At 73.4% G+C, this 21897-nt stretch carries 17 protein-coding genes; 8 read left to right on the top strand and 9 right to left on the bottom strand.

The features are described 5' to 3' along the window. Position 1 precedes the first annotated feature (1 nt). A complete protein-coding gene (locus tag AB0J00_RS04070; RefSeq protein ID WP_357740531.1) occupies positions 2–919 on the bottom strand; it encodes a glycosyltransferase family 2 protein in 918 nt (305 codons plus the stop codon). Positions 920–1092: 173 nt separating this feature from the next. Between AB0J00_RS04070 and glf the strand changes: the two genes are divergently transcribed. Next, positions 1093–2280, top strand: a complete 1188-nt coding sequence (glf, locus tag AB0J00_RS04065; protein WP_357740529.1) for a UDP-galactopyranose mutase — start codon at positions 1093–1095, stop codon at positions 2278–2280. Between the two features lie 22 nt (positions 2281–2302). Further along, on the top strand, positions 2303–4270 hold the full coding sequence (locus AB0J00_RS04060; RefSeq protein WP_357740526.1) for a glycosyltransferase: 1968 nt from the start codon (positions 2303–2305) through the stop codon (positions 4268–4270). 64 nt (positions 4271–4334) lie between these two features. Here AB0J00_RS04060 and AB0J00_RS04055 read toward each other — a convergent pair whose 3' ends face one another. The 5 genes from AB0J00_RS04055 to AB0J00_RS04035 all read right to left on the bottom strand — a co-directional run bounded on the left by AB0J00_RS04055 (position 4335) and on the right by AB0J00_RS04035 (position 10900). Then, positions 4335–5264 carry a glycosyltransferase family 2 protein gene (locus AB0J00_RS04055; protein WP_357740523.1) on the bottom strand — a complete coding sequence of 310 codons (930 nt, stop codon included), beginning with the start codon at positions 5262–5264 and terminating at the stop codon, positions 4335–4337. Then, a complete protein-coding gene (locus AB0J00_RS04050; protein WP_357740520.1) occupies positions 5261–6052 on the bottom strand; it encodes an ABC transporter ATP-binding protein in 792 nt (263 codons plus the stop codon). Before AB0J00_RS04050 ends, AB0J00_RS04055 begins: the two co-directional genes overlap by 4 nt. A 2-nt stretch (positions 6053–6054) precedes the next feature. Further along, on the bottom strand, positions 6055–6882 hold the full coding sequence (locus AB0J00_RS04045) for an ABC transporter permease (RefSeq protein ID WP_357741341.1): 828 nt from the start codon (positions 6880–6882) through the stop codon (positions 6055–6057). 110 nt (positions 6883–6992) lie between these two features. Further along, the gene (locus AB0J00_RS04040; protein ID WP_357740518.1) at positions 6993–10286 is read right to left on the bottom strand and encodes a hypothetical protein; all 3294 of its coding nucleotides are present in this window, start codon (positions 10284–10286) and stop codon (positions 6993–6995) included. After that, entirely contained in the window at positions 10283–10900 is a 618-nt protein-coding gene (locus tag AB0J00_RS04035) for a hypothetical protein (RefSeq protein ID WP_357740515.1), read from the bottom strand. Before AB0J00_RS04035 ends, AB0J00_RS04040 begins: the two co-directional genes overlap by 4 nt. 378 nt (positions 10901–11278) lie before the next feature. On the opposite strand from AB0J00_RS04035, the gene AB0J00_RS04030 reads away from it, so the two are divergent. Beyond that, complete coding sequence (locus tag AB0J00_RS04030) at positions 11279–12808, top strand: LCP family protein (protein ID WP_357740512.1); 1530 nt, start codon at positions 11279–11281, stop codon at positions 12806–12808. Positions 12809–12890: 82 nt separating this feature from the next. Further along, a complete protein-coding gene (locus tag AB0J00_RS04025; protein ID WP_357740509.1) occupies positions 12891–13787 on the top strand; it encodes a PhzF family phenazine biosynthesis protein in 897 nt (298 codons plus the stop codon). Here AB0J00_RS04025 and AB0J00_RS04020 read toward each other — a convergent pair. Together AB0J00_RS04020 and AB0J00_RS04015 are read right to left on the bottom strand one after the other, a co-directional pair. After that, positions 13777–14769, bottom strand: a complete 993-nt coding sequence (locus AB0J00_RS04020; protein ID WP_357740506.1) for a decaprenyl-phosphate phosphoribosyltransferase — start codon at positions 14767–14769, stop codon at positions 13777–13779. The genes AB0J00_RS04025 and AB0J00_RS04020 overlap by 11 nt on opposite strands. Next, a complete protein-coding gene (locus AB0J00_RS04015) occupies positions 14766–15308 on the bottom strand; it encodes a phosphatase PAP2 family protein (RefSeq protein WP_357740503.1) in 543 nt (180 codons plus the stop codon). The genes AB0J00_RS04020 and AB0J00_RS04015 overlap by 4 nt, the downstream gene beginning before the upstream one ends. Positions 15309–15389: 81 nt before the next feature. Between AB0J00_RS04015 and AB0J00_RS04010 the strand changes: the two genes are divergently transcribed. From AB0J00_RS04010 to AB0J00_RS03995, 4 genes are read left to right on the top strand one after another with little or no spacing between them, the layout of a single operon-like run. Beyond that, positions 15390–16193, top strand: a complete 804-nt coding sequence (locus AB0J00_RS04010; RefSeq protein ID WP_357740500.1) for a TIGR03089 family protein — start codon at positions 15390–15392, stop codon at positions 16191–16193. Positions 16194–16247: 54 nt separating this feature from the next. After that, positions 16248–17057, top strand: coding sequence for a CoA transferase subunit A (locus AB0J00_RS04005; protein ID WP_357740497.1), 810 nt, complete (start codon positions 16248–16250; stop codon positions 17055–17057). Positions 17058–17060: 3 nt separating this feature from the next. Further along, positions 17061–17729: a CoA transferase subunit B gene (locus AB0J00_RS04000; RefSeq protein ID WP_357740494.1), complete on the top strand. Its 669-nt coding sequence runs from the start codon at positions 17061–17063 to the stop codon at positions 17727–17729. Between the two features lie 13 nt (positions 17730–17742). After that, positions 17743–18564, top strand: a complete 822-nt coding sequence (locus AB0J00_RS03995) for a DUF1028 domain-containing protein (RefSeq protein ID WP_357740491.1) — start codon at positions 17743–17745, stop codon at positions 18562–18564. Between the two features lie 76 nt (positions 18565–18640). Here AB0J00_RS03995 and AB0J00_RS03990 read toward each other — a convergent pair whose 3' ends face one another. Next, on the bottom strand, positions 18641–21574 hold the full coding sequence (locus AB0J00_RS03990) for an arabinosyltransferase domain-containing protein (RefSeq protein WP_357740489.1): 2934 nt from the start codon (positions 21572–21574) through the stop codon (positions 18641–18643). Positions 21575–21897 lie beyond the last annotated feature (323 nt).

Below are 21897 nucleotides of genomic sequence, written 5' to 3'. Positions count from 1 at the left end.
GTCACACCCCTCGGTCGAGCTCGTCGGCGCCGCGCTGGAAGCGGGCACCGGCGGCCACCTGGCCGCTCACGTACGACAACAGCATCCGGGCGCCCAGACCGGAACGGAGACCCACCCGGAGGGGGGCGTTCCGCAGACCGGGGTGCCGGGCGGAGAGGTACCGCAGCGCGCTGGTGTGGTGCACCCGCGCCATCCGGTGCGGCTGGCGGCGGGTGGCGTGCCCGCCCTCGTGGACGACGACCGCCGAGGGCACGTAGACGTGCAGGAAGCCGCGGCGGCCCAGCCGGTCGGCGAGGTCGACGTCCTCGAAGTACATGAAGTAGCCGGGGTCGAAGCCGCCCACCGAGTGGAAGGCCTCGAGGTCGACCAGCAGGCAGGAGCCGGACAGCCAGCCGGCCGGGCGCTCCCGCGGGGCCTCCCGCTCGCGCCGGTAGCGCGCCGTCCACGGGTTGGCCGGCCAGAACCAGCCGAACGCGGCGTGACCGATGCCGGTGGACAGCCGGGGCAGGTCGCGGGCGGAGGGGTACAGCTCCCCCTCCGGCGTCCGGATCGCCGGGCCCAGCGTCGCCGCCCGCGGCCAGCGGGCCGTGGCCGCGAGCAGCTCGTCGACCGAACCGGGCTCGAACCGAACGTCGGGGTTGGCGACCATCGCCCAGCCGGTGCGGACGTCGGCCAGCCCGGCGTCGACCGCGGCGCCGTAGCCGACGTTGCCGCCGGTGCGCAGCAGCCGGACGTGCGGGTGCTCGGCGGCGGCCTGCTCGGGCGCCCCGTCGGTCGAGCCGTTGTCGGCCAGCACGACCTCGACCGGCCGGGTGGTCGCCGTCGCCAGCGACTCGACGAAGCCGGCCAGGGACTCGCCGGGCGAGTAGGTCACGGCGACGACGCGGAGCGGGGTGTCCTGCGGGGTGGGGTCGGGCACGGGTCGACCCTAGGCACTGCGGGCGCGGACGCCGGACCGGTGCCGCCGTGCCCGCCACCGCGGCCGGGCGCGCGGGGTTGCTGGGACCGATGTGACGGAACGGGTCGGCTCACACGCCGCCGACCCGCCGGTGGAGCGGAATCCCGGGCCGCAGGCAGGTAGCGTCGGGTCCCGTGACTGACGCACGTCCCGACATCGTCATCGTGGGCTCCGGCTTCTTCGGCCTCACCGTGGCCGAGCGCGTTGCCAGCCAGCTGAACCGGAAGGTCCTCGTCATCGACCGACGGGACCACCTGGGCGGCAACGCGTACTCCGAGCCCGAGCCCGAGACCGGCATCGAGGTGCACCGTTACGGCGCCCACCTGTTCCACACGTCGAACAAGCGGGTCTGGGACTACGTCAACCAGTTCACCGAGTTCACCAAGTACCAGCACAAGGTCTACTCGATCTACGACGGCCAGACCTACTCGCTGCCGATGAACCTGGCCACCCTGTGCCAGTTCTTCGGCCGCAGCTTCTCCCCCGACGAGGCCCGCGCCCTGGTCGCCGAGCAGGCCGGCGAGTTCGACACCGCCCAGGCGGCGAACCTCGAGGAGAAGGCGATCTCGCTGATCGGCCGCCCCCTCTACGAGGCGTTCATCCGCGGCTACACGAAGAAGCAGTGGCAGACCGACCCGACCGAGCTGCCCGCCGCCGTCATCGCCCGGCTGCCCGTCCGCTACACGTTCGACAACCGGTACTTCAACGACACCTACGAGGGCCTGCCGGTCGACGGCTACACCGCGTGGCTGACCCGGATGGCCGACCACCCGAACATCGAGGTGCGGCTGTCCACCGACTTCTTCGAGGTCCGCGACCAGCTGCCGACCGACGTCCCGACGGTCTTCACCGGCCCGATCGACAAGTACTTCGACAACGCCGCCGGCGAGCTCGGCTGGCGCACCCTGGACTTCGAGACCGAAGTCCTGCCGATCGGCGACTTCCAGGGCACGTCGGTGATGAACTACGCCGACGAGGACGTGCCGTTCACCCGGATCCACGAGTTCCGGCACTTCCACCCGGAGCGGGACTACCCGACCGACAAGACCGTCGTGGTCCGCGAGTTCTCACGCTTCGCCGAGCCGGGCGACGAGCCGTACTACCCGATCAACACGCCCGAGGACCGGGCGAAGCTCGAGACCTACCGGGAGCTGGCCAAGAAGGAGGCCGCGGACAAGCGCGTGCTCTTCGGCGGCCGGCTGGGCACCTACAAGTACCTGGACATGCACATGGCGATCGGGTCGGCGCTGAGCATGTTCGACAACCGCATCCGACCCTTCTTCGACCAGGGCGGCGAGCTCGACGGCCGCCTCGAAGACTGAGCACCGAGGACTGATCTCCCCCATGACCACGACCGACGCCGCACAGTCCGCCGACGCGCCCGTGTCGCCGGAGACGGTCAGCGAGCCGGCCGCCGACGACCTCGTGCCCGACAAGGGCGTCCACCTGCTGCAGCGGGTGCTCATGCCGCGCCAGGCCGACCAGCTCAAGGTCCGCAGCCTCTACCTCGACGAGGAGAACGCGCCCGAGCGGGTCAAGCAGGACGGTCGCCTCTCGGCCACCATCCCGGCCGGCGCCGAGGTCTCCTTCGCGACCTACTTCAACGCCTTCCCGGCCAGCTACTGGCGCCGCTGGAGCGTGCTGCGCTCCGTGGTGCTGCAGGTGACCGTCGACGGCACCTGCCGCATCGACGTCTACCGCTCCAAGGCGGACGGCGAGTCGATGCACGTCACCGGTGTCGCGCACAGCGGCGGCCGGCGCACCGTGGAGTTCGAGCTGGACCTGGCGCCGTTCATCGACGGCGGCTGGTACTGGTTCGACGTCACCGCCGACACCGACACCCAGGTGCACGAGTCCGGCTGGTACGCCCCGCAGGCGCCGGCCGAGGAGCCGCGGCTGGCCGTCGGCATCTGCACCTACAACCGCCCGGTCGACGCGCTGGCCGCCGCGCGGGCGCTGGTCGACGACCCGGCGGTGCGCGACCGGCTCACCCTGGTCACCATCGCCGACCAGGGCAACAACCACGTGAAGGACGCCGCCGGCTACGCCGACGTCAAGGCCGCCCTCGGTGACCGCCTGCACGTGATCGAGCAGCCCAACCTCGGGGGCAGCGGCGGCTTCGCCCGCACCATCCACGAGGCGCTGACCAACAGCGACGCCACCCACGTCGTGCTGCTGGACGACGACATCATGGTCGAGCCCGACAGCCTGCTGCGGGCGCGCGCCTTCGCGGCCTACACCAAGACCCCGACCCTGGTCGGCGGGCAGATGCTGGCGCTGCAGAACCGCTCGGTGCTGCACAGCATGGGCGAGATCGTCGACCGGTCGGACTTCTTCTGGACCAACGCGCCGAACACCACCTACCACCACGACTTCGGCGAGCGGACGCTGCGCGAGTCCAAGGACCTGCACCGCCGCATCGACGTCGACTACAACGGCTGGTGGATGTGCCTCATCCCGCGCGCGGTCGTCGAGCAGGTGGGCATGCCGCTGCCGGTGTTCATCAAGTGGGACGACGCCGAGTACGGCCTGCGCGCCTTCGCCGGCGGCTTCCCGACCGTCTCCCTCCCGGGCACGGCGATCTGGCACCTGTCGTGGGGTGACAAGGACGACGCCAGCGACTGGCAGGCGTACTTCCACATCCGCAACCGGTTGATCGCCGCCGCGCTGCACTCCCCCTACCGGCACGGTGGGCGGATGTTCCGCGAGATGATCAAGGCCGACCTGCGGTTCCTGATCAACCTGCAGTACTCGACCGTGGAGCTGCACCACAAGGCCTACCGGGACTTCCTGGCCGGCCCGGAGCAGTTGTTCGCGGACATGCCGGGCTCGGTGGTCGAGGCCCGCAAGGTGCGCGCCACGCACGCCGACGGCCAGGTGCTCGACTCCTCGGCGGACCTGCCGCTGCCGTCGATGCCCACCGCCAAGGCCGTCCGGTTCCGCCGGATCCCGGTCGGGGCGCGGCAGATCGGCACCACCCTGGTCAAGGCGCTGGCGCACAACGTGCGCCGGGTCGACCAGGACAAGGTCGAGACCCCGGAGCTGAACCTGGCGTTCCAGGACGCCCAGTGGTTCCTGCTGTCCCGGCTCGACAGCGCGACCGTGGGCACCGCCGACGGCCGGGGCGTCACCTTCCGCCGCCGCGACCCGGCCACGTTCCGCCGCCTGGTCACCACCTCGGTGCAGCTGCTGCGCCAGATGTCGCAGGACTTCCCGGAGCTGCGCGAGCGCTACCGCGCCGCCAACGCGGAGCTGACCTCGGTCGACCGCTGGACCCGGGCGTTCGAGGACTGGGGCTACGAGCGGGTCTAGGCCCGCACGGCGGAGGGCCCCGACCGGAGTTCCGGTCGGGGCCCTCCGCCGTACCAGGGGCGGTTCAGCCGTCCTGGCGGGTCATCCGCTCGCGGCGGCCGGCCCGGGTGAGCCGCAGCCACTCCCGCCAGCCGGCCCGGTCCCGCCGGGTGACCAGGAAGAACCAGCCGAACCGGACGAACTCCAGCGGGTACAGCCAGCGCATGCCGGGCTGGGCCATCAGGTAGCCGCGGTTGCGGTAGGTGAAGTACCGCTTGACGTCGTTGGCCGGGTACTGGGCGGACAGCCTGCCGCCGAGGATCGGCTGGAACTCGCTGGTGCCCTCCGGGTGCACGTAGGCGGCGGCGACGCAGGTGCCGAACGGCAGCCCGGCGCGCAGCAGCCGCCGGTGCACCTCGGTCTCGTCGCCGCGGAAGAACAGCCGGTAGTCCGGGACGCCGACGACGTCGAGGGCCTCGGCCCGGAACAGCGCGCCGTTGAACAGCGAGGCGTAGGAGGGCAGCACCTCGATGCCGGCGAAGTCGCTGCGGCGGCGGCGCCAGCGCAGCCCGCGGCGCAGCGGGAACGCCAGCAGGTCGGGGTCGGCCTGGTCGGTGACCATCGGCGACACCTCGGCCAGCCCGTGCCGGCGGGCGGCGTCGAGCAGGGTGGCGAGCACGGTCCCGTCGGCGGGGCGGCCGTCGTCGTCCGCGCACCACACCCAGTCCGCGCCCAGCGCGAGGGCGTGCAGCATGCCGAGCGCGAACCCGCCGGCGCCGCCGAGGTTGCGCTCGCTGGGCAGGTAGGTGGCCGGCAGGCCGCTGGCGGCCACCACCGGCTCCGCCGACTGGTCCGGGCCGTTGTCGACGACCACCACGTGGTCCACCGGCCGGGTCTGGCCGGCGATCGCCGCCAGGCTCTCGGTCAGCAGCTCCCGCCGGTGCCGGGTGACGATGACGACGACGACCCGCTCGCCGTCCCCGTCCGGGGGCGTGCTGCCGGCGGGGCCGCTCATGCCCGCGCGCTCCTCTCGGGCGCCCGGTACTCGGGGCCCTTGTACGCCTTGAGCACGTCCTCGATGTCGCCGTGCATCTTGATCTGGCCGTGCTCCATCCAGATCGCGGTGTCGCACAGCTCGCGCAGGAACTCGTCGGAGTGGGAGGCGAAGACCAGCAGGCCCGAGCGCTCGACCAGGTCCGCCAGCCGCTTGCGCGACTTCTCCAGGAAGGCCGCGTCGACGGCGCCGATGCCCTCGTCGAGCAGCAGGATCTCCGGGTCGATGCTGGTGACCACGCCGAGCGCCAGCCGCACCCGCATGCCGGTCGAGTAGGTGCGCAGCGGCATCCGGAGGAAGTCGCCGAGCTCGGTGAACTCGGCGATGTCGTCGACCCGCTGGTCCATCTGCTTGCGGGTCATGCCGAGGAACAGGCCCCGGATGATGATGTTCTCCAGCCCGGAGATCTCCGGGTCCATGCCGACGCCGAGGTCGAACACCGGGGCGACCCGGCCGTGGATCTGCGCGGTGCCGCGGGTGGGCTCGTAGATGCCCGACAGCAGCCGCAGCAGCGTCGACTTGCCGGCGCCGTTGTGCCCGACCAGCCCGATCCGGGCGCCGTGCTCGAGGTGCAGCGTGATGTCGCGCAGGGCCTCGATGACCGGCACCTTGCTGTCGCTGCCGATGTTGCCGCCGACCAGCCCCATCGCCGTCTTCTTCAGCGAACGGCTCTTGGCGTCGAAGATCGGGAAGTCGACGCAGGCGTCCTTGGTCGTGATGCTGATCTGCTGGTCAGTGGCGAGGGACATGGTCACACCCAATACGGGACACGGGCACGGAAGCGGCGCAGCACGTACATGGTGAGCGCCCAGCCGACCACGGTGATCGCCAGGACGACGACCCAGTGGTGCAGCTGCTGGTCCTGACCGAGCAGGGGTGCCCGGACGATCTCCAGGAAGTGCAGGAACGGGTTGAACTCGGCGAGGGTCGCGCGCTCGCGGACCGTCGGGTTGGGGCTGTTGAGCAGGTCCTGGTAGATCCACACGATCGGCGTCATGAAGAACGCCAGCTGCATGATCGACTGGACGATCGGGACCAGGTCGCGGAAGCGGGTGCTCACGATGCCCAGCAGCAGCGCCGCCCAGGCGCCGTTGAGCGCCAGCAGGCCGAACGCGGGGAGGACGGCGAGCGCCGTCCAGTGCAGGTGCTGCGGGAAGACGAACAGCATCACCACGTAGACGACCAGGTTGTGCAGGAAGAACAGCGTCTGCCGCCACACCAGCCGGTACAGGTGCACGCTCAGCGGTGCGGGCAGGTGGGTGATCAGCCCGACGTTGGAGGTGAAGACCTCCGCGCCCTCGTTGACGCAGCCGGAGATGAAGTTCCAGACGATGAAGCCGACCAGCAGGTGCGGCAGCAGGACGTCGATGTCGTTGTCGAACAGGCCCGCGTAGAGGACGCCGAGCGCGATGGCCGTGATGGCCATCGTGATCGAGATCCAGATCGGGCCGAGGAAGGACCGGCGGTAGCGCTGCCGGATGTCCTGCCAGCCCAGGTGCCCCCACAGGGAGCGCTGTTCCCATCCGCGGCGGAGGTCGGCGAGGGCCGCGCCCCACGTCCGGCCGGCCGGCTGTGCCATTGCCACGTGGAGCCACGTTACCTGCGGTCGCGGGAGCCGGGACGTCGGCTCGCGAGGCCGGAGGGAACGGGTCGTCACACCCGCCCCGCCGGTCCCCGCGAGCCGTTCCGTCACTGCTGCTTGGGCAGGGTCCCGTTCTGGAACGTCGCCCGCTGCTGCCCGTTCACCACGGTCGTGTCGCTGGTCGGGTACCCCAGCGGCGACGTCGCGGTGCCCCCGTCGGCCAGGTAGGTCCCGTTCAGCGGGTTCAGCAGCAGGTGCGCCCCGGTGGCCTGCGACCAGTAGACCGAGCCCTTCTCGAAGTCCGTGTACCAGCCACCCCCGCCGGGGGCGACGGCGTCGTCGGTCTTCGGGAAGCCCACCACCGCCGGGCCGCCGGCGGCCCGGTAGGTGTTCAGGATCGCGCCGCGCACCGCGTGCGCCCCGGTCGCCGCCGACCAGTAGATCTCGCCGCCGGTGAAGGTGGCGCGCTGGCCGCCGGTGATGGCGACGACGTCGGTGGTCGGGTAGCCGAGGAACGCCACCGAGTTGAGGTCCTCGTATTGCGCCCGGATCGGGTCGCTCAGCGCCCGCGCCCCGGTGGCCGACGACCAGTAGACCGACCCCCGCTGGAAGTCGCTCTTCAGCCCGCCGCCGGGGAGCTGCGACTCGTCGTCCGTCGGCAGCCCCAGGTACCCGGCGGAGGAGCCGGCGGCCTGCCAGGCCTTGAGGACGTTGCCGCGCACGTAGTGCGCGCCGGTGGCCGGGTTGGCGACGATGTCGCCGTTCTGGAAGTTGCCGTACGTCGTGCCCGCGACCCGGGTGTCCTGGCCCCCGTCGGAGGTCGGGAAGCCCATCAGCGCCAGCACCCCGCCCTGCCGGTACTTGGTCAGGATCGCGCCGCTGACGATCCGCGCGCCGGTGGCCGAGGACCAGTAGACCGAGCCGCGCTGGAAGTCGCTGACCGCACCGCCGGTGATCGCCGTCGAGTCACCACTGGGCAGGCCGAGCGTGCCGGCGGCCGCGCCGGTCGCCTGCCACTTCTTCAGCAGCTCGCCGCGCACCAGGAAGGTGCCGGTCGCACCGGAGATGATGTCGCCCTGCTGGAAGTTCACGTAGGTCGTGCCGGGCGCCCGGGTGTCCGGTGCCTGCTCGCCGGTCGGGTAGCCCATGTAGGCGACGCCGCCGCTGGCGGTCAGCTTCGCCAGGATCGCCCCGGTGACCACGCGGGCCCCGGTCGCCTGGGTCCAGAACACGGTGCCGCCCTGGAACTCGCTCACCGAGCCGGCGCCGACGTGGGTGTCGTCGGCGGTCGGCAGCCCCAGCGGGCCGGTCGCGCCGCCGGCCGCGTGCCAGCGCTTGAGCAGCGGCCCCCACACGTCGTGGGCGCCGACCGACGGGTTGTAGATGATGTCGCCGTTCTGGAACGTGGAGAACAGGGTGCCCGGCGACGCGGGGTCCGAGCCCTCCTCGGCGGTCGGGTAGCCGATGGCGGCCGGGCCGCCGAGGCCCCACAGCCGCTCGAGGACCGGGCCCTTGACGACGCGGGCGCCGGTGGTCTGGGTCCAGAACACGGTGCCGTTCTCGAACGCGGACACCGAGCCCGCGCCCACGTGGGTGTCGTTGCCGGTGGGCAGCCCCAGCGGGCCGGAGGCCGCGCCGGCGGCCTGCCAGCGCTTGAGCAGCGGCCCCCAGACGTCGTGCGCGCCGACCTTGGCGTTCCAGATGACGTCGCCGTACTGGAAGTTGGAGTAGTAGGTGCCCGGCGCCGCGGCGTCCTGGCCCTCCTCCCCGATCGGGTAGCCGATGGCGGCCGGGCCGCCCAGGTCCCACAGCCGCTGCAGGATCGCGCCCTTGACCACGCGCGCACCGGTGCCCTGGGTCCAGAACACGGTGCCGCCCTGGAACGGGCTGACCGAGCCGGCGCCCACGTGGGTGTCGTTGCCGGTGGGCAGCCCCAGCGGGCCGGAGGCCGCGCCGGCGGCCTGCCAGCGCTTGAGCAGCGGCCCCCACACGTCGTGCGCGCCGACCTTGGCGTTCCAGACGATGTCGCCGCGCTCGAAGCTCGAGTAGTACGTGCCGGGCGACTTCGGGTCCTGGCCCTCGTCGGCGACCGGGAAGCCGATCGTGCCCGGGCCGCCCAGCGCGGTGAGCCGGTCGAGGATGGTCCCCATGACGGCGTGCGCGCCGGTGGCCTGGGTCCAGTAGACGACGCCCCCCTGGAACCGGTTCATCCGCCCGTACGCGACGGCCTGGTCGTCGCCGGTGGGCAGGCCGAGCCGGCCGCTGGCGGCGCCCATCGACTGCCACTCCTTGAGCAGCTCGCCGCGCACCATGTGCGCGCCGACCGCGGTGTTCCAGATGATGTCGCCCTGCTCGAAGTTCGAGTAGTAGGTGCCCGGCGACTTCGGGTCCTGCGCCTCCTCACCGGTCGGGTAGCCCATGTAGGCGGGGCCGCCGGAGCTGAAGAAGGTGGCGAGGATGGCGCCCTTCACCGCGTGCGCACCGGTCGTGCTCGACCAGTAGATGTCGCCGTAGGTGAACCGCTGGCGGCAGCCGCCGCGCGGCTGGTCGCACCAGATGTCGCCCAGCTGCGGCCCGAGGTTCGCCGTCGCCGCGCGGTTGCGGATCGACTGCGGGCCGTCGAACCAGTCGGTGAGGTACGAGTAGAAGTTCCGGTTGCCGTACGAGGAGCAGGAGTCGCCCGTGCCGTACTCGTTGGCCAGCGCGGCCGCGTTGGGCACGTAGGGCGTGTAGTTGTACAGCGCCGCCGTCGCCTGGTTCTTGATGTAGACCGTGGTGCTGCCGCACGCGGCGTTGGGGTGGTAGCCGATGGTGTTGTTCCGGCCGGCCACGTAGCCGTACCGCGTCGGGTTCGCCCGGTAGTTCTGGAACTGGTGCGAGGCCCAGTACAGCTGGTTGTAGAGGCCGTAGTACTGGGTGTCGCAGGCGCCGCCGGCGTTGTCCGGGCAGCCGTAGCCCATCGCCCGGCTGTAGGACTTGTCGGTCGGGGCGGTCCCGGTGACCAGCCCGACCTCCTTCTGCAGCGTCACCAGCAGCACCTGCGGGTTGATCCCGCAGGCGCGGGCCACCTTGTAGATGATCCAGGCGGCGCTGTCGGTCCCGCCCTGGACGGCGCCGCAGCGGCTGTCGGCCGCCCGGTCGTAGGTGGTCTCGACGCGGTTGCGCAGGCAGTTGGACTTGCAGTTCTTGCCCTTGGCGTCCAGGAAGAGCTGGATGTCGCCGGCGGTCATCGTGGAGCTGTCGTAGAAGACGGTGTCGGTGACGATCTGGCCGGGGTCGAACTGGCGCAGGTCGGCGCTGGGCGAGAGGTCCGAGCGGTGCACGACCAGCAGCGCGCCGACCAGGGCGACGGCGAGGGCGACCAGGGAGAGCGCCGTGACGACGACGCGACGGCGGGTCACGGGACCACCACCGTCACCGCGGCCGACCGGCCGCTGCTGGTGGCCGACCGGTAGCTGAGCACCGCGGTCCAGGAGCCGGAGCCGAGCCCGGCGACGACGACGTCACCGCAGGCGGTGGTCGCGGCGTCGGCCGCGCCCTCGGCCTCACCCCGCAGCGAGCGGTCGCCCTTGGTGACGGTGAGCGTGCAGGTGCCGCCGTCCTCGATGACGCCGGAGACGAAGCCGTTGACGACCGCCTGCCCGGCGGTCGCGTCCCAGCCGGCGTAGGTGGTGGTGACGTCGACCGTGCGCAGCGCGCTGGACGTCGTGGCGGTGCCGGTGGCGGCCGGGGTCGTGGCGGCGGTGCTGCTGCTCGGGGCGGCGGAGGTGGTGGCGTCGCCGGCCGGCGCGGTGGTCGCGCCGCTGCCGGCGGGGCGGGTGCCCGTCGCGGGGGCGCCGCCGCCGGCGGAGTTGGTGGTGCCCGCGGCGGCGGTCGGGCCGGCGTCCGCGGCCGGTGCGGTGTCGGACCCCGAGTCGGCACGCCACCAGACCAGCAGGCCGACGGCGGCGGCCACCAGCACGAGGAGCACCACCGCGGCGGGGCCGCGGCGACGGGACGAGGTGGTACGAGGCATGAGCAGACTCCCGGGGAACGCCGCCGACACGGACGGGCCAGGGCAACGGAGCGGGCGCAGGACCGGACGTCGGTGGACGGCCGTGGCGCGCAAGTGGCGCTGAAGCTACCGAGGGGAGCAGTTCCGTCACGCTGCGCCACGCAGGCTCGTGACGGGGGTGACGCGTGGGGCGTTGCCGGCCCCGCGGCCCGACGCGGTGACGCCTGCGGGTCCGGTGTGACGAATGGGTCCGCGGGGGCGGGACACGTGCTCGTGGAGCCCGCAGGAAGCCGAGCCGGCCGCGGTCGGGCCCGTACTGTCCGGAGGCGACACGCCGCCTGACGACGGGGCCTCCGGGCACGACACCGACGTCGGCAGCCCGACGTGAGGACTTCCCCCGTGAGCACATCCGACCGCGACGAGCCGGGCACCGCCCGCTCGCTGCCACCTCGACTCGACCCCCGGGCCGGCGCGGCCACCGGCCGCCGTGGCGGTTCGGGCACCCGCCTGGCGTGGGCACTCCGCGGCCTGGCGGCCCTGCTGTCGGTCGCCCTGCTGGGGACCGGCGGCTGGGGCTGGTACCTCGGCCGGGTCGCCGAGGCCTCGGTCAGCCGCACCGACGCCATCCCGGACTCCGGCAACAAGGAGACGGTGCACACCGGCGCGGCGATGAACCTGCTGCTGGTCGGCAACGACAGCCGGGCGAACCTCACGAAGCAGCAGCTCGAGGAGCTGAACGCCGGCAAGGACTCCGGCATCAACACCGACACGATGATCCTGGTGCACGTGCCGGCCGACGGCTCCGCGGCCTCGTTCGTCTCGTTCCCGCGCGACTCCTACGTGACCATCCCCGGCCACGGCAAGGACAAGCTCAACGCCGCCTACGCCTACGGCATGCAGAGCGCCGCCTCCGGCGCGAGCCAGGAGCAGCAGCAGGCGGCCGGCGCGCAGCTGCTGGTGCAGACGATCAGCCAGCTCTCCGGGCTGCAGATCGACCACTACGCGGAGGTGGACCTGCTCGGCTTCTTCGACCTGACCAGCGTCGTCGGCGGCGTCGAGGTCAACCTCTGCCAGGCGGTCGACGACCGCCGGTGGTCCGGCGCCTACTTCCCCGCCGGCGTGCAGACGATCAGCGGCGCCGACGCGCTGAAGTTCGTCCGCCAGCGGCACAACATCGGCAAGACCAGCAACGACTTCGACCGCATCCGCCGCCAGCAGGTGTTCATCGCCGGCGTCGTCCGCAAGATGCTCAGCGAGAAGGTGCTGCTCAACCCTGCCAAGCAGCGCGAGCTGGTGCAGGCGGTGGCGGGCTCGGTCACGATCGACAAGGACCTCGAGCTGATGGAGCTCGCGCGGCAGATGCAGGGCGTGAAGCCCGGGGCGATCGAGTTCCAGACCGTGCCGAACGTCGGTGAGGCGAAGCTGCCCTCCGGCACCTCGATCGTGAAGCTCGCCGACGCCGACACGCTGCACACGTTCTTCGCCCAGCTCTCCGCCGACCCGGCGCCCGCCCCGGGTGCCGCGACGCCGAGCGCGCCGGCGGCGCCGGAGACCGTCGCGCCGGCCCAGGTGTCGGTCCAGGTCCTCAACGGGTTGGGCGTCAAGGGCCTGGCCGCCAAGGCCGCCACCCAGCTGACCACCGCCGGGTTCGAGGTGGCCGGCACGGCCAACGCCGACTCCTCGACCTACGCGACGACCGAGGTGCGGTTCGCCGCCGGCGACGACGCGCTGGCCGCCACCCTGGCCGCCGCCGTCCCGGGTGCGACCACGAAGCAGGTGGCCACCGCGACGGCGGGCACGGTGCAGCTGGTGCTGGGCAAGGACTTCAACGGCGTCGGCCGGCAGACCACGGCCCAGCCGCCGTCCAGCGCCGCCGCGACCCCGACCGAGGAGGCCCGCACGGCGGAGGACACCTCCTGCATCAACTGAGGTCCGCAGCTCCGCACGGCGCCCGACGACGGCCCGGTCCCCGCCACGGGGGCCGGGCCGTCGTCGTCCCTACCCTGCTCGCATGCGGGTCCCGGTCTTCCAGCTCGACGCCTTCGCCACCCGTCAGTTCACGGGCAACCCGGCCGCCGTCGTGGTGCTCGACCACTTCCCCGCCGACGCCCTGCTGCAGGCCGTGGCGGAGGAGAACGCGCTGTCCGAGACCGCCTTCCTGGTGGCGGCCGGAGACCGCTGGCGGCTGCGCTGGTTCACCCCCACCGTGGAGGTGCCGCTCTGCGGGCACGCGACGCTGGCCGCCGGCGCCGTGGTCGCCGAGCGGCTGGAGCCGGGGCGCACCGGCGTCGTGTTCGACACCGCCAGCGGGCCGCTGACCGTCGTGCGCGAGGGCGCGGCGTACCGGCTGGACCTGCCCGCCCGCACGGTGCGCCCGGTACCGCCGCCACCGGGCCTGGCCGCCGCGCTGGGCATCGTCCCGCTGGCGACGGCGGACGACGGCAGCAACCACCTCGCCCTGCTGCCCACGGCTGACGACGTCCGGGACCTGGTGCCCGACCTGGCCGCGATCGCCCGGCTGGACCGCGCGGGCGTGGTCGTGACCGCGGCCGGGGACGGCCGGTACGACCTGGTCAGCCGCTGCTTCGCGCCGGCGAAGGGCATCCCCGAGGACCCGGTGACCGGCGGGGCGCACTGCGGCCTCGTGCCCTTCTGGGCCGCGCGCACCGGCCGGGACCGCTTCCTGGCGCACCAGGCGTCCCGGCGCGGCGGCGAGCTGGCCTGCCGGCTGGTGGGCGACCGGGTGCACCTGCAGGGGTTCTGCGTCTTCCACCTGGAGGGCCACCTCGAGCTGCCGGCGCCCCGGGACGACGAAGGGGCCGGGCCGGCACGATGCCGGCCCGGCCCCTTCGGGAGCGGTGCCGCTGTGCGCCGGGCAGCGGCCCGGCGCGGGGAGGTCAGCGGGTGAAGACGCCCACGCAGACGATGACGGCCCACAGCGCCCCCAGGACCATCAGCACGCGGTCGCCGAGGACGATCTCCTCCGGCGCGCCCGCGGTGCCCTTGTCGACGTCCACCGCGTAGCGGAGCACGGCGAGGACGAACGGCGCGATGGAGATGGTCGCCCACGGGACGCCGTCCTGGGTGTCGGCCATCTCGAAGGCCCACAGGCTGTACGCGGTGCAGGCGACGCCGGCCGACAGGCTCCAGACGAAGCGCAGGTAGCTGGCCGAGTACTCGCGCAGCGTCTTGCGGGTGGCGGCGGCGTCGCCGATGAGCACGAGCTCGGAGTAGCGCTTGCCCGACACCATGAACAGCGAGCCGAACGCGGCCACCAGCAGGAACCACTGGCTGAGGAACAGCCCGGCCGCCACGCCACCGGCGATCCCGCGCAGCAGGAAGCCCGAGGCGACCACGGCCAGGTCGATGACCGGCTGGTTCTTCAGGAACAGGCAGTAGGCCAGCTGGATGACGACGTAGCTGCCCAGCACCCAGGCCAGCGCCGGGCGGGTGAGCAGCGCGGCCGCGGTCAGCGCGACGGCGAACAGCACGGCGGCCATGGCCACCGCGGCCGGGCGCGGGACCAGGCCCGCGGCGATCGGCCGGTACCGCTTGCGCGGGTGCCGCCGGTCCTCCTCCACGTCGATCGTGTCGTTGACCAGGTAGACCGCCGAGGACGCCAGGCAGAACAGCACCAGCGCGACCAGCGTCGGGCCGAGCACGTCGCCCTCGAAGATCCGGCCGGCCGCGAGCGGCGCGGCGAGCACGAGGACGTTCTTGACCCACTGGCGCGGGCGCAGCGAGCGCACGAACCCCCACGGGCGCGAGCCGCGCCAGCCGGGGATGCGCTCGGGCGGGGGGACGCTCTCGGGCTCGCCGGTGCCGGCCACGGCGGTCAGCGGGGCCACGGGGCTCGAGGAGCTCTCGCTCGGGGTCGAGTAGGCGCTCACGATCGTGCCTTTCTGGCAGCAGAGGAGGTGAGGCGGCGGCGGACCAGGGTGGCGACCCCGGCTCCCAGTGCCGCGCCGGAGAGGACGTCCGTCGGGTAGTGGACGCCCAGCAGGACGCGGGAGACCAGCATGGCACCGGTCACCGCGGTCATCGGCCCGCGACCGAGCATCGGCCCGAAGCCGACCGCGGCCGCGGCGGTCGAGCAGCTGTGGGCGCTGGGGAACGACAGCTTGCTGGGGGTGCCGACCAGGGCCGGGACGTCGGGGAGCGTGGGCCGCGGCCGGCGGACCACCCGCTTGACCACCACACCGGCGGCGTGCGCGGCGACGACGCCGGCCACGCCGCCGGCCCACTCCTCGCGGCGGCGGCCGGACAGCCAGCCGGCCGCGCCGAGGGCGATCCAGCCCAGCGCGTGCTCGCCGAAGTGGGACATGCCCTGCGCGACGGGGACGGCGGGCGTGCCACCGAGCAGGCGCCGGGTGGTGCGGAGGCCCGCGTGGTCGAAGGAGGCCAGGGCGGTGCCGGGGAAGCTGGTCATCGGTACGGGACTGTAGCCGCGCGACCCCCGCCGGGCAGGGACCCGACGGACGTGACCGGACCGTCCTGTCACTCTTGTCCCGTGCCTCCCATCGGACCCGCCGCGCCCGCCGACCTGCTCGCCGAGACCCTCCGCCGCAGCCCCGCGGCGCCGCTGGTCACCTGGTACGACGACGCCACCGGCGCGCGCATCGAGCTGTCCGGCACCACCCTGGCCAACTGGGTGGCGAAGACCGCCAACCTGCTGCAGGACGAGTTCGACGTCGCCCCCGGCAGCACGGTCGCCGTCGCCCTGCCGGTGCACTGGCAGACCGCCGCGGTGCTGCTGGGCGTGTGGAGCTGCGGCGCCACCGTGCTGGACACCGCCGCGGAGGACGACGGCCGGCTGGACGGCGCCGACCTGACCCTCACCACCCAGGACCGGCTGGCCGCGTTCACCGAGGCCGGCGCAGACCCGCTGCTGGGCCTCTCGCTGCACCCGCTGGGCCTGGGGATGACCGACTACGCCGGGGAGGCCCGCGACTTCGCGCTCGAGGTGCGGGTGCACGGCGACGTGTTCACCCCCTGGCAGCCGGTCGACCCCGCGGCGCCCGGGCTGCGCGCGGGCGCGCTGGAGCTGACCCTGGGCGGGCTGGTCGCCGCGGCGGTGGAGCTGGCCGGCCGGCTCGGCATCGCGGCCGGCGACCGGCTGCTGGTCGACCACCGCACCGCGGAGGAGGCCGGGCCGGTGGCCTGGTTGCTGGCCCCGCTGGCGGCCGGTGCCTCGCTCGTCCTGGTCGAGAACGCCACGAACGCCCAGCTGCAGGCCCACGCGGAGGCCGAACGGGTCACCGCTACCCTCGGCCTTCGAGTGGACGGGGTCAGGGAGCTGGGCCGCCCCGCCTGACGGCTGCGGCCCGGCCCCGACCGGGCAAACGACCGGGAGACGGTGGTCAGCGGCATGGACAAGGTGGTCCCCAGCACGCGCGAGGCAGTGGCGGACGTGCGCGACGGCGCGACGCTCGCAGTCGGCGGCTTCGGCCTGTGCGGCGTGCCGTTCGGGCTGATCGACGCACTGCTCGCCCAGGGCGCGAGCGACCTCACGACGATCTCCAACAACTGCGGCGTCGACGACCAGGCGCTCGGCGTCCTGCTGTACGAGGGCCGGATCCGCAAGACGATCAGCAGCTTCGTCGGCGGCAACAAGGAGCTGGCCCGGCAGTACCTGTCCGGGCAGCTGGAGGTCGAGCTGACCCCGCAGGGCTCGCTCGCCGAGCGGCTGCGCGCCGGCGGCACCGGCATCCCCGCCTTCTACACGCCCACCGGCGTGGGCACGCTGGTCGCCGACGGCGGCATCCCGGTGCGCTACGACGCCGACGGCAACGTGGTGGAGACCAGCAGGCCGAAGGAGGTCCGGGAGTTCGACGGCGTCCAGTACGTGCTGGAGACCGCGCTGACCGCCGACTACGGCCTGGTCCGCGCCGCGAAGGGCGACCGGCACGGCAACCTGGTCTTCCACGAGTCGGCCCGCAACTTCAACCCGCTGGCCGCGATGGCCGGGCGGGTGACGATCGCCGAGGTCGAGGAGCTGGTCGAGCCCGGCGAGATCGTGCCCGAGGAGGTCCACCTGCCCGGGGTGTTCGTGCAGCGGGTGGTGCTCGTCGACCCGCGCGACCCGGTGACGGGCAAGAAGATCGAGAAGCGCACCACCCGTCCCCGCCCGGGCAGCGGCTCCCCCGCCGCGGCCGGCACCGAGACCACGGAGGCCTGAGCCATGAGCCTGACCCGCGACCAGCTCGCCGCCCGCGTCGCCCTCGACCTGCGCGACGGCCAGTACGTGAACCTCGGCATCGGCATGCCCACCCTGGTGCCCAACCACATCCCCGACGGCGTGCACGTGGTGCTGCAGAGCGAGAACGGCGTGCTCGGGGTCGGCCCCTACCCCTTCGAAGGCGAGGAGGACGCCGACCTGATCAACGCCGGCAAGGAGACGATCACGATCCTGCCGGGCGCGAGCTTCTTCGACTCGTCGCTGTCGTTCGGGATGATCCGCGGCCACGCCATCGACGTCGCCGTCCTCGGGGCCATGCAGGTGAACACCCGCGGTGACCTGGCCAACTGGCTCATCCCCGGCAAGATGGTCAACGGGATGGGCGGGGCGATGGACCTGGTCCACGGCGCCCGCGAGGTCATCGTGATGATGGAGCACGTCGCCCGCGACGGGTCGCCGAAGATCGTCGAGGAGTGCACGCTGCCGCTGACCGGCAAGGCGTGCGTCGACCGGGTGATCACCGACCTCGCGGTCATCGACGTCACCCCCGGCGGGCTGGTGCTGCGCGAGGTCGCGCCGGGCGTGACCGTCGACGAGGTGGTCGCGAAGACCGGCGCGCCGCTGCAGGTGTCCGACGACGTCCCGACCATGGCGCTGCCGGCCGGCGTGTGAGGGACGAGGGCCGATGACCTTCTCCGTCATCGCCCGGGACCCGGGCACCGGGGAGCTCGGCATCGCGGTCTCCTCGTGCATCCTCGCCGTCGGCCGGGCCGTGCCCAGCGTGCGGCCCGGCGTCGGGGTGGTCGCCGTCCAGGCGCGCAGCCGCCGCGGCCTGGGCGGGTCGCTGCTCGCCGGGCTGGCCGGCGGCGCCGCGCCGGCCGACCTGGTGCGCCGGGCGGCGCACGCCGCGGAGGACGTCGACCGGCAGATCGCGGTGCTGGACACGCAGGGCCGGGTCGCCGCCGACACCGGCCGCGGGTCGCTGCCGGTGAGCGGGCACCTGCTCGGCGAGGGGTTCAGCGTGCAGGGCAACATGCTGGCCGGCGAGGACGTACTGCCGGCGATGGCCCAGGCGTACACCACCGCCCGCGGCCCGCTGGCCGACCGGCTGCTCGCCGCGCTGACCGCGGGGCAGGACGCCGGCGGCGACCTGCGCGGGCGGCAGTCGGCGGCGCTGCGGGTGGTCAGCGGCGACCCGGAGACCGATGACGACGACGGCGTCCGGGTCGACCTGCGCGTCGACGACTCCGGCGACCCGGTGGCCCAGCTGCGCATGCTGCGCAACCTGCAGCGCGCCTACGACGAGCGCGACTACGAGACGCTCGCCGTGTTCGCCCCGGAGGGGGCCCGCGAGCTGTACGCGGCGCTGGCCGCCTCCCGCCGCGGCGACCGGGCCGCGGCGCGGGCCGCGCTCGAGGCGGTCCGCAACCGGCCGGGCTGGTCGGCGTGGCTGGCCTCGATGGCCGGCGACGAACGGCTCTCGGGCGTCTCCCGCCTGCTCGGCTGAGCCGGCACCCCGCACGCACGACCGCGCCCCCACCGCCGGACGGCGGTGGGGGCGCGGTCGTCGGCCACCCGTGGGGTCAGGGCTTCTCCCAGCCCCACTTCGTCCCGCGCTGGCGGTCCAGCGTGTAGGCGTCCGTCGGGTACGGGTTCTGCACCGAGTAGGCCTGGAACCAGTCGACCTCCGGGTGCGTGGGCATCCGGGTGTCCAGCTTGGTCAGCGACGAGGAGCGCAGCGTCGGGTACATCAGGCCGCCGCGGCCCCGGTTGAAGATCGAGTCGCCGAGGCCGTCGAGCCCGCGGTTGCCCCACGCGATGACGTAGTCGCTGGGCTGGGTGATCCCGTCGACGGTCTCCGGCAGCTCGGCGCAGGGGAACAGGAACGAGATCTGCCAGGTGACCTGCGTGACCGCACCGGCCGGGATCAGCTGGTCCAGGCTCTGCACCTGGGCCTGCAGCGGTGCGCTGACGGCCAGCCAGCCGCCGGGGCCGGAGCCCCCGTCGGTCGCCGTCACCCGGACGGCGTCCGGGCGCTCGCCGGCCGGCGGCACGAGCCGCAGCTGACGCCAGTAGGTGTTGTCGATCCCGTCGTCGACCGGCTGCTCGGCCAGCGTGGTGACCGTCGAGCCGTTCGTGCTGCCCCACTCCACGGCCAGCCGGTTGTCCCCGCCGAGGCGGCCGGAGACCAGCACCAGCAGCTCCTCGTCGGACTGCTCGGCCGGCACGGTGTACCAGTCGGTGGCCAGCCGGCCCTGGTCGGGTTCGCTGCCCAGCGCCGGGTAGCTGCCGAAGGTCGCCGGAGCGCCCGAGGCGATCGCCGGGGGCGGCGAGGTCGGGTGGTACCAGCCGGCGCCGAAGCCCTCGGCCACGGCGCCCGTGCTGCTGGCGACGGGCAGCTCGCGGGCGGTGTCCAGCGCCGGGGCGCTGAAGGCCTGCTGGGCCGCGCAGTCGTGCGACATCGGGTCCTGCAGGGCGTCCGCCCAGGGCGAGTAGTCGTCCCAGGTGCGCACCGTCGCCAGGGCGAAGCCGCCGACCAGGTAGACGAACCCGGCCAGCAGCGCGACGACGGCCGCGGCGGGCAGCGCGCGGCCGCCGATGCGGCCCCAGCTGCGCCGGTCCCGCCGGGTGGTGAGCGTGACGACCACCGCGGCGGCCACGACGACCAGCACCCAGACGGCCGGGCTGTCCAGCGACAGCGGGCCCAGGAACGGCGGCGGGCCGGCGTGCGGGAGCCCGAGCAGCCAGGAGTACGCCCAGAGGTTCGGGCCGTGCATGGACAGCGCGACGACCAGGACCAGCGAGATGCCGGCCAGCACGACGGCGGGGGCGATCGACCGCCGGCCCCGCTGCGCCGCCACCGCCGTGCGGACCCCGAAGAACAGGAACGCGGTGACGAAGACGGTGCTCAGCCCCGAGATGCTGCCGAAGTGGTGCGTCCACTTGCTGGGGGTGAGCCACAGCACGAGGAAGGACAGGCCGTAGGACCAGCCGGCGAGCGCGACCAGCTTCGGGAAGGCCCGGGTGGCGCGGCCGGCCGAGGCCAGCTGCAGCACGGCGAACCACAGGAAGCAGGCGAGGCCCAGCAGCACGGTCAGCCGCTTGGCGTAGGCGCCCATCGCGCCGTTGCCCAGCAGGAACTGGTACCGCAGGATCTCGTCGAACCACTGGGTCTTCGGCGCTGCCTCGTCGAAGATCTCACCGCTGCGGGTGAAGTCGTTCAGCGTCCCGTCGAGGAAGCCGGGCACGGCCACCAGCGCGGCCGGCGCGACGAGCCCGGCGATCCGGGCGAGGGTGCGCCACAGCGTCGTGGACCGGACCAGCCGCCACATCTGCGGGATGCTCAGCAGGATCGGCGTGAGCGCGACCATGCCGGTGGGGTGGCAGGTGATCGCGACGCCGAAGATGAGCAGCGCCCCGGCGTACCAGGCCAGGCTGTCCCGGCGGCGGGCGACGACGACGGCGCCGAGCGACATCACCGCGAGCAGGGCGACGATCGACTCCGGCCGGACGCCCAGGCAGTAGGGCAGCCAGGCCATCGCGAAGACCAGGCCGGTGACGGCGTGCAGCAGGAACCGGCGCAGCGCGGTGGCCGGCCGGGGCAGGCCGACGGAGTTGAGCACGATGCGGGCCACGGCCCAGGTCAGCAGCCCGGCGACCAGCGACGGGATGCGCAGGAAGACCGGTGCGTGGCTGAGGTGGTCCCAGTAGCCGAGCAGTTGGTAGAACCAGGTGAACGGCGTGTAGCCGTTGTTGAGCAGCTGGTAGTACTGGCCCACGTAGCCGTTGTCCAGCGAGCTGCGGGCCATCACCGCGTAGTAGCCGTCGTCGTCCGTGGTCGGGGCGATGAACAGCCACAGCAGGAGCAGCAGGACGACGGCCAGGTCGACCACCGACAGGTACCGCCACCAGGGCAGCCGGCCCGCGGCGGGGCGGTCGGCGCCGTCGGTGCGCGACCCGGCCCGGCGCCGGCGGTCCCAGCGGGCGACCAGCACCAGGCAGGCGATCGAGGAGAGCGCCAGCAGCGCGGAGAGCACCCACTTGACCGCGGTGGGGCTGTTCGAGAACTGGTCGTCGACGCGGACGGTCACCGACAGGTCGTCGGCCGAGCCGCCGGGGAGCCCCGCGAAGGAGGTGGCCAGGACGTCGACGTCGGGGAGCACCGCGCCGAGCTGGGCCACCTGCTCGCCGTCGAGGGTGAGCCGGGTCGTGTCGCCGTCCATGGTGAGGCGGTACTCGCAGCCGCCGGCGGACAGCGGGCCCCGGAAGACCTCGGTGTGGTTGCTGCGCACCAGCACCGAGTCGCCCTCGGCGCGCACCTGCAGCCCGTCGTCCTCGGTGAACCGGCCCGGCTGGGTGGTCGACAGCAGCTTGCCGTCCGCGTTGTCGCGGACGTCGGCGAGCGCCGCGCAGCTGAACCGGACGTCGAGGCCCAGCGGGTGCTCGGCGGTCAGCTGCAGCTCGGTGGACACGGGCCGGGCGGGGTCCTGCGGCCAGGAGACCGTCGGCGTGCTCATCGAGACGGGGGCGAAGGGCAGGGCCGCAGCACACACGAACGCGATCAGCGCGGTGACCAGGATCCCGAGCTCGAGGCGGACCGGACCGCGCCGGTCGACCGTGCGCCCGGACCGGCCGTCGCCTGGCTCTGCTGTGTGCCGTTCGATGACGGTTGGTGCTCCCACGGGATGCCAGTGAACACGGCCGGGGCCAAGATCGGTCGGAGCGACGGGCCGGTCCGTCACATCTCACCCACCGGGCACCAGATGTCACACGGGCACCCCCGCCCCGCGGACGCCCAGCCTCCCACCCGCGGGCGGCCCGGCGCGGGACGCCGCGCGGG

Source organism: Modestobacter sp. NPDC049651, assembly GCF_040659695.1.
Classification (GTDB): domain Bacteria; phylum Actinomycetota; class Actinomycetes; order Mycobacteriales; family Geodermatophilaceae; genus Modestobacter.
The sequence above is the reverse complement of the archived record's forward strand: the minus strand, read 5'-3'. Positions and strand labels throughout refer to the sequence as shown.